General features: G+C 75.1%; 4 protein-coding genes and 2 pseudogenes. 3 read left to right on the forward strand and 3 right to left on the reverse strand.

Annotated elements, in window-relative coordinates; translation table 11 throughout:
- Positions 1–283: 283 nt before the first annotated feature.
- The 3 genes and pseudogenes from GTR00_RS08820 (at position 284) to GTR00_RS08830 (ending at position 4556) form a co-directional block, all read left to right on the forward strand.
- The gene (locus tag GTR00_RS08820; RefSeq protein WP_205705393.1) at positions 284–2926 is read left to right on the forward strand and encodes an MGH1-like glycoside hydrolase domain-containing protein; all 2643 of its coding nucleotides are present in this window, start codon (positions 284–286) and stop codon (positions 2924–2926) included.
- A 57-nt stretch (positions 2927–2983) separates the two neighbouring features.
- Positions 2984–3670: pseudogene (locus GTR00_RS26325) on the forward strand (histidine kinase N-terminal 7TM domain-containing protein); the annotation flags it as partial.
- 205 nt (positions 3671–3875) lie between these two features.
- A complete protein-coding gene (locus GTR00_RS08830; protein ID WP_166611258.1) occupies positions 3876–4556 on the forward strand; it encodes a GGDEF domain-containing protein in 681 nt (226 codons plus the stop codon).
- A gap of 30 nt (positions 4557–4586) precedes the next feature.
- Here GTR00_RS08830 and GTR00_RS08835 read toward each other — a convergent pair whose 3' ends face one another.
- The 3 genes and pseudogenes from GTR00_RS08835 to GTR00_RS08845 form a co-directional block, all read right to left on the reverse strand.
- Positions 4587–6566 carry a M13 family metallopeptidase gene (locus tag GTR00_RS08835; RefSeq protein ID WP_166611259.1) on the reverse strand — a complete coding sequence of 660 codons (1980 nt, stop codon included), beginning with the start codon at positions 6564–6566 and terminating at the stop codon, positions 4587–4589.
- Positions 6567–6618: 52 nt separating this feature from the next.
- Complete coding sequence (locus GTR00_RS08840) at positions 6619–7923, reverse strand: multidrug effflux MFS transporter (protein ID WP_166611260.1); 1305 nt, start codon at positions 7921–7923, stop codon at positions 6619–6621.
- A 181-nt stretch (positions 7924–8104) separates the two neighbouring features.
- A pseudogene (locus tag GTR00_RS08845) lies at positions 8105–8740 on the reverse strand (MFS transporter); the annotation flags it as partial.

Raw genomic sequence — 8740 nt, forward strand, 5'->3', positions numbered from 1 at the left:
CCATTCCCGATCAAGACTCCGGCACCACCCGCTCACGACCGGCCCCCGCGGCCCGCTGGCCCCGGCGGCCGCCCCGTCCGGGCGACGAGAAGAACAGTACGCCGACGAGCAGGAGCAGGCAAATCCGACCCCACCGAAGCACGGCAACCGCTGTCCCGCAAGAGGATCGGGCGCGCGGCGCGCTCACCCGGCACCACGTGGCCCGTGTTGGCAGGATGGAGCGGTGGACCAGCCTGCCGAGACGCCCGCCCCCCAGGGGCACCCGAGCGCCGAGCACGCCCGGATGGCCGAGTCCCCCGGCCCCGACGGCCCCTGGCGGCTGTGGGGGCCCTACCTCGCCGGCCGTCAGTGGGGCACCGTGCGCGAGGACTACTCCGAGGCCGGCGACGCGTGGTCGGCCTTCCCCTTCGACCAGGCGCGCGCCCGCGCGTACCGCTGGGGGGAGGACGGCCTGGGCGGCATCTGCGACCGCTTCGGCTTCCTCAACCTGGCCGTGGCCCTGTGGAACCGCAAGGACCCCATCCTCAAGGAGCGGCTCTTCGGCCTCACCAACGGCGAGGGCAACCACGGCGAGGACGCCAAGGAGTACTGGTGGGCCGTGGACAGCACCCCGTCGCACAGCTGGATGCGGTGGCTGTACCGCTACCCGCAGGCGGAGTTCCCCTACCGGCAGCTGCGGGAGGAGAACGCCCGGCGCAGCCGCGACGAGCGCGAGTACGAGCTCGGCGACACCGGCGTGCTCGACGAGAACCGCTTCTTCGACGTCGAGGTCACCTACGCCAAGGCCTCCCCCGACGACATCTGCGCCGTGATCAGCGCGACCAACCACGGGCCCGACCCGGCGCCGCTCGACCTCGTGCCGCAGGTGTGGTTCCGCAACACGTGGTCCTGGGGCTGGGACAAGCGGCGCGGCACCATGGAGCAGGTCCTGCCGCCCACCCTCACCGTCGGCGGTCTGGAGTCCGTCGAGTGCCAGCACGGGCACCTCGGCCGCTACTACGTCTCCGCCGAGGGCTCGCCCGAGGTGCTCTTCTGCGAGAACGAGACCAACGCGGTGGAGCTCTTCGGCGCCGCGCGCAACACCACCGCGCACACCAAGGACGGCATCGACCGGCGGATCGTCCACGGCGACACCGGCGCGGTCAACCCCGCGCTGCAGGGCACCAAGGTCGCCTTCTGGTACCGCTTCGACGAGGTGCTGCCCGGGCAGACCGTCGAGGTGCGCCTGCGGCTCTCGCCGCGCGAGCCGGGCCGGGGCACCTTCGGCGACGGCTTCGACGCCGTCGTGCGCGACCGCGCCGCCGAGGCCGACGCCTACTACGACGCCGTGCTGCCCGAGGCGCTGCCGGCGTCGGACAAGCACATCGCCCGGCGCGCCTACGCGGGGCTGCTGTGGACCAAGCAGCTGTACCGCTACGACGTGCGCCAGTGGCTCGACGGGGACCCGTGGGCCGACCCGCCGCCGGAGTCGCGCCGCCAGCGCGGCGGGCGCAACACCGGCTGGCGGCACCTGGCGCTCGCCGACGTCATCTCCATGCCGGACGAGTGGGAGTACCCCTGGTTCGCGGCCTGGGACCTCGCCTTCCACTGCATCCCGCTGGCGCACGTGGACCCCGAGTTCGCCAAGGAGCAGCTGGTCCTCATGCTCCGCGAGTGGTCCATGCACCCCAACGGGCAGCTGCCCGCGTACGAGTGGGCCTTCGGCGACGTCAACCCGCCCGTGCACGCCTGGGCGGCCTGGCACGTGTACCGCCTCGACGGCTACCGGGACCAGGGCTTCCTGGTGCGGGTCTTCACCAAGCTGCTGCTCAACTTCTCGTGGTGGGTCAACCGCAAGGACGCCGACGGGATGAACCTCTTCGAGGGCGGCTTCCTGGGGATGGACAACATCGGCCTCTTCGACCGCTCGGCGCAGCTGCCGCCCGGGTACCGGCTGGAGCAGTCCGACGCCACGAGCTGGATGGCCTTCTACTGCCAGCAGATGTTCAAGATCGCGCTGGAGCTGTCGCGGCACGACCCCGCCTGGGAGGACGCCGCGACGAAGTTCCTCGAGCACTTCCTCTCCATCGCGCAGGCGATGATGTCGTTCGGCTCGCAGGAGCTGACGCTGTGGGACGAGGCGGACGGCTTCTTCTACGACGTGCTGCTGCACCCCGACGGCACCGCCGAGCCCATGCGGGTGCCCTCCATGGTCGGCCTGCTGCCGATCCTGGGCGCCACCGAGGTGCCCGGCTGGATCTCCGAGGAGTGCCCCGACCTGACCTCCCGGCTGCGCTGGCTGCAGCGCCGCCGGCCGGAGCTGACCCTGCCGCTGCTGACCCGCTCGGGCCCCGAGGGCCGGCAGATGCTGCTCTCGCTGCTGGACAAGCCGCGCCTGCAGCGCATCCTGGACCGGATGTTCGACCCCGAGCAGTTCCTCTCCGACTACGGCGTCCGCTCGCTCTCGGCCGCCGTCAAGGAGCACATCACCACCGAGGTCAGCGGGCAGCACTCCTCGATCGTGTACGAGCCGGGCGAGTCGCGCACCGGGCTGTTCGGCGGCAACTCCAACTGGCGCGGGCCCATCTGGTTCCCCGTCAACGTGCTGCTGGCGGACAAGCTGCGCACCTACGGGCGCTTCTTCGGCGACACCGTGACCGTGGAGGTGCCCCGCGGGTCCGGGAAGCGGATCACGCTGGTGGAGGCCGCCGACCTCATCGACGACAGCCTCGTCTCGCTGTTCCGGCCCGTGGACGGGCGCCGGCCCGCCGACGGCGAGCGCATCGAGTCCACCGCCGACCCGCTGTGGCAGGAGCACCCCACCTTCAACGAGTACTTCGACGGCGACACCGGGGAGGGCCTGGGGGCCACCCACCAGACGGGCTGGACCGCCCTCGTGGCGCACCTGCTGCACCCGCGGCTTCCCCCGGGCCCGCCCGGGCGCTGAGCGGCGGCGCCGGTGAACCACCCGGACGGGTGGTCCACCGGCCCGTGTCGGGGGCCGATGGGAGGGTCGGACCCGCCGGAGCAGACCGGCGCGGCGCGGCGGGGGGAGCGGAACGGGACGGTGGGGACCCTCACGCTCGTCGTCGCCCTCACCTCGGCGCTGACCACCGCCACCGCCGTGATCGCCTGGCGCCGGCGCGCGCGCACCTCCGCCGCCGTGCCGCTGACCGCCTCCCTGGCCTCGGTGGGCGTGTGGGCCGCGGCGGTCGTGCTGCTGAACAGCGGGCAGCGCCCCGCGGTGCTCGACGCGCTCGTGCACCTGCAGTACCTCGGCATCACCGGAGCGGTGGCCAGCAACCTGCTGTTCGCGCACACCGTCACCGGCCGGCGCCTGACCCCGCGGCGCGTGGCCGCGCTGTGCGTGGAACCGGTGCTGGTGCAGCTGGCCCTGCTGGCCGACCCGTGGGCGCGCTGGTTCTACGCCAGCGTCGAGCACGCCGAGGACCCCCTCGTGCGCGTGACCTCCTTCGGGCCGCTGTTCTGGGCGCACGCGCTGTACAGCTACGCGGTGGTCGTCGCCGGCGCCGTCACCGTGGCGCGCCAGCGCCGGCACGCCACCGGCCTGCTGCGCCGGCAGCTGGGGACGGTGCTGCTGGCGATGACGCTGCCCGCCCTGGTCAACGTCGTGGTGGTGGTGCTGCCCGCCTCGGTGATCCGGGTGGACCCCACCCCGGCGGTCTTCGCCGCCACCGGGCTGCTGTTCGCCTACTCCGTGCTGCGCCAGGACCTGCTGCACCTGCTGCCCGTGGCCCGCGGCCTGGTCGTGGACACCCTCGGCGACGGGGTCGTGGTCGTCGACGGGCAGGGGCGCCTGGTGGACCTCAACCCCGCCGCCCGCGCCCTGCTGCGCCGGCTCGGGCGGCCACGGCCGCGGCGAGGGCGAGGGCGTCGTGCAGCTGGGCGCCAGCAGCCTCGACGTGCGGGTCCGCCCGATCCGCGACCACCGCGGGCAGGTGCTCGGCCGCGTGGCGGTGCTGCGCGACGTCACCGCGCAGCTGGGCCAGCAGCGCGCCCTGGAGGACGCCAACGCGCAGCTGCGCCGGCACGTGGAGACCATCGAGCGGCTGCGCGCCGACCTGGCCGAGGAGGCCGCGCGCGACCCCCTCACCGGGCTGCGCAACCGGCGGCGCTTCGTCGACGACCTCGCCGAGCGGCTGCTGGCCTCCGCCGGCGGCGGGCGCCCGCTGGCCCTCGTGCTGCTCGACGTGGACCACTTCAAGGCCGTCAACGACACGCACGGGCACGCCGTCGGCGACGCGGTGCTCGTCGCCGTGGCCGAGGTGCTGCGCGAGCACGCCCGCGCCGAGGACGCCGTGCGCTACGGCGGGGAGGAGTTCGTCGTCGTCCTGCCAGGCCTGGACGCGGCCGCGGCCACCGAGCGCGCCGAGGAGCTGCGCCGAACGTGCTCGGCGCTGCGCGTGCCCGGCAGCGACGTGCGCGTCACCATCAGCGCCGGCGTGGCCGCCTGCCCCGAGCACGGCACCAGCCCCGACGAGCTGCTGCTGGCCGCCGACCGGGCGCTGTACGCGGCCAAGTCCGGCGGGCGCGACCAGGTGGTCCTGGCCCCCTGACGCGCCCGCCGGCCCGCCGCGCTCAGCGGGTCACCAGATGCGCACCCGCTCGGCCTCGTCCATCCACAGCCCGTCGCCCGGCTGCACGCCGAACGCCTCGTGGAACTCCGCGAGGTTGCGCACCACCGCGTTGCAGCGGAACTCCGGCGGGGAGTGCGGGTCGATGGCCAGGCGCCGGGCCACCTCGGCGGGGCGCACCTTGCCGCACCACACCCGCGCCCAGCCGACGAAGAGGCGCTGGCTGCCCGTCAGGCCGTCCACGACGGGGGCCTCGCGGCCGCCCAGCGAGATCTCGTACGCCTTGTGCGCGATGGTCAGCCCGCCCAGGTCGCCGATGTTCTCCCCGACGGTCAGGGCGCCGTTGACGCGCTGGCCGGGCGTCTCGGGCGGCTCCAGCGCGTCGTACTGGGCGATCAGGGCCGCGGTGCGCTGGCCGAACTCCTCGCGGTCGGCGTCGGTCCACCAGTCGCGCAGGTTGCCGTCGCCGTCGTACTTGGCGCCCTGGTCGTCGAAGCCGTGGCCGATCTCGTGGCCGATGACGGCGCCGATGCCGCCGTAGTTCTCGGCGTCGTCGGCCTCCAGGGAGAAGAACGGCGGGCGCAGGATCGCCGCGGGGAAGACGATCTCGTTCATGCCCGGGTTGTAGTAGGCGTTGACCGTCTGCGGGGTCATGAACCACTCCGAGCGGTCCACCGGGGCGCCCAGCTTCGCCAGCTCGCGGTCCACCTCGAAGGCGAAGGCGCGGCGCACGTTGCCCAGCAGGTCGCCGCGCTCGATGCTCAGCGCCGAGTAGTCCCGCCACCGCTCGGGGTGGCCGATCTTGGGCGTGAACTTCGCCAGCTTCTCCAGCGCGCGGTCCTTGGTCTGGCGCGTCATCCAGTCCAGGGCCTCGATGTCCTGGCGGTACGCCTCCACGAGGTTGGCGACGAGCTCCTCCATGCGCGCCTTCGCCGCCGGCGGGAAGTGCTCGGCGACGTACAGCTCGCCCAGCGCCTCGCCCAGGGCGCCCTCCACCAGCCCCACGCCGCGCTTCCAGCGCTCGCGCAGCTGCGGGGCACCGGTCAGGGTGGTGCCGTAGAAGGCGAAGTTCTCCGCCACCAGCTCGGCGTGCAGGTAGGGCGCCGCCTGGTGCAGCACCCGCCAGCCCAGCCACTCGCGCCAGGTGCCCACCGGGGTGCCCGCCAGCACCTGCGCCAGCCCCTCCAGGTAGCTGGGCTGGCGCACGACGACCTCGGCGAACGCGGAGCCCGGCAGGCCCGCCGCGGCCGTCCACGCGCCCAGGTCCACGCCCGGCAGCAGCGCGGCCAGCCCGGCGCGGTCCAGCTTGTTGTAGGTGGCGTTGGCGTCGCGGTTGCGCACCCGGTCCCAGTGGTGGGCGGCCAGGGCGGTCTCCAGCTCCAGCACCCGCCGGGCGCTGCCGGCCGGGTCCGGGCGGCCCCCGATGGCCAGCACCCGCTCCACGTGCGCGACGTACGCCTCGCGCAGCTGGGCGTGCTGCTCCTCGCGGTAGTACGACTCGTCGGGCAGGCCCAGGCCGGACTGGGTGACGTAGACGACGTAGGTGTCCGAGCGGGCGTTGTCGGTGTCCACCCAGTAGGCGAAGGGGCCGCCCACGCCCAGGCGCTCGAAGCGGCCCAGCAGGCGCACCAGGCCGTCCAGGTCGGTGACGGCGTCCACGGCGGCTAGCTCGCCGGCCACGGGGGAGGCGCCGAGCTCCTCGACGCGCGCGGTGTCCATGAAGGAGGCGTACAGGTCGCCGATCTTCTGCTGCACGCCGCCCGGCTCGGCGGAGCCGTCCGCGGCGGCGGCCGCGGCGGCCTCCACGATGGCGCGGCACTGGGCCTCGGACTCGTCGCGCAGACGCACGAAGGCGCCGTCCACGGCGCGGTCGTCGGGGATCTCGGTCGTGGCCAGCCAGCGGCCGTTGACGTGGCGGAAGAGGTCGTCCTGCGGGCGGACGGCGGGGTCCAGGTCGTCCACCGCGGAGCGCTGGTCCGTGATCGAGCTCATGGGCCGAGCCTAGGCCCGGGACGCGCGCGGCGCCCCGGGCCCGCCGGGGCGCTCAGGCGCGCGCGAGGGCGGCGCGGCGGTCGGCCACCGACACGGCCGCGGTGAGCACCAGGGCCAGGGCGGTGGCGACCGCCACCACCAGCGCCATCGCGTGCTCGTCGCCGCCGAGCACGCCGGTGGCGACGCCGACCAGCCCGCCGACGCCGGACTGCAGGGCCGTCACCAGGGCCGCGGCCGCGCCGGCGCTGGCGCCGTACGGCTCCAGGGCCATCGTCACCGCGTTGGGCATGATCAGGCCCAGGGTCAGCAGCAGCAGCCACAGCGGCACCACGAAGGCGAGGAGCTGCTCGGTGCCGGAGAGCACCACCGCGCCCAGCACCAGCGCCAGCGTCAGCGCCGCGCTCACGCCCACGCGCAGCAGCGCCGGGGAGCCGAAGCGCTGCACGAGGGCGGCGTTGACCTGGCTGCCGCCGACGAGGGCCACGCCCATCACGGCGAACAGGACCGCGAACTGCGTGGTGCTCAGCCCGAACTCCTCCTGGAAGACGAAGGGGGAGGTGGCCACGTAGCTCATCACCACGGCCATCGCCAGGCCCGGCACCAGCGCCAGCGCCATGAAGCGGCGGTCGCGCAGCAGCGCGCCGTAGCCGGCGAAGCTGCGCAGCACCCGCCCGCCGCGGCGGCGGGTGACCGGCACGGCCGGCGCGGCGGCGCGCGAGGCCTGCGCGGGGACGTCCGCGGCCAGCTCCGGGCGGGTCTCGGGCAGCTTGCGCCACACCGCCAGCAGCACCAGCACGCCCACGCCGGACAGGATCGCCAGCACCGGGCGCCAGCCGGTGCGCTCGGCGATCGCGCCGCCGATGGTGGGCGCGAACAGCGGCGCCACGCCGATGACGAGGATCAGCCGGGACATCAGCCGCGCGGCGGTCGGCCCGGTGAACAGGTCGCGGATGATCGCCATGCCGACCACGGAGCCGGCGGCCGCGCCCATGCCCGACAGGAAGCGGGCGGCGACCAGCGAGGGCAGGTTCGGCGCCACCGCGCACAGCAGGCAGGCCAGCACGTACACGGCGAAGCCGACCACGGCCGGCTTGCGGCGGCCGAACGCGTCGCTGAGGGGACCGCTGATCAGCTGCCCCAGGGCGGAGCCGACGAGCACGCACGTGATGGTCAGCTGGGCGCTGGCGGCGGTGGTGCCCAGGTCCTCGGCGACCTCCGGCAGCGAGGGCAGGTACAGGTCGATGGTGACCGCCCCCAGGGCGGCCATGACGCCGAGCAGCAGCACCAGCCCGAACGTGGAGGTGCTGCGGGAGGAGGGGGGTGTGGTCGCGGAGCGGGAGGTGGGCAGCGCGGTCATCGCGTGAGCGGTCCTCGGGGAGCCTGGTGAGGTGGTGCGCCGCGCGCCGTCGAGCGGAGCAGGACGGGGCGGGTCGCCGACCGTCACCGTCCACCCTAGGGCGGTCGGCGCCCCGCGTCTCCCCCGTTGCGGGTCGTGATCGCGCCGAGCGCTGACCCGGTTCAGCGGGGCGGGCCGGGCGTCAGCGGCCGGCGGTGGTCCCGCAGGGCGCGGGCACGCCCGCGCGGGGGGCGCGGCGGGCGGCGAGCGCCGCCAGGACCAGCGCGGCCGCGCCCAGCAGCACCACGAGCCCGGCGTAGCCGTCGGCCACGGCGCGCAGGCCGACGCGGGGGGTGAGCAGGCCGCCGACGACGGCGGGCACGCCGAAGGACAGGTAGCACATGACGTAGACGGCGGCGAGGACGCCGGCGCGCTCGGCGGCGGGGGCGGTGGCCACCACGGCGCGCAGGCCGCCCTGGAAGGCGGCGCCGAAGCCGACCCCGGAGACGACCGCGGCGACGAAGAACAGCGGCGTGGAGGCGTGCTGCAGCGCCACGACGAGCAGGGCCGGGCCCAGCAGGAAGGCGGCCGAGCCGGCGGCGGCCACCCGCCGCGGCGGCAGGGTGCGCGTGAGCACCCCCACGAGCGCGCCGGTGCCGGTGAGGGCGGCCACGGCCAGGCCGCCGACCAGGCGGTCGGTGCGGCCCAGCACGCCGGCGGCCAGCGAGGGCCCCAGGCCCAGGAACAGCCCGCCCAGGGCCCAGCTGCCGGTGAGGGCGGGGGCCACCGCGGTCAGGGTGGCGCGGGTGGCGGCGGGCACGCGCACCGAGGGCCGCAG

The sequence above is a fragment of the Kineococcus indalonis genome, assembly GCF_009906395.1.
In the GTDB taxonomy this organism is placed as follows: Bacteria; Actinomycetota; Actinomycetes; order Actinomycetales; family Kineococcaceae; genus Kineococcus; species Kineococcus indalonis.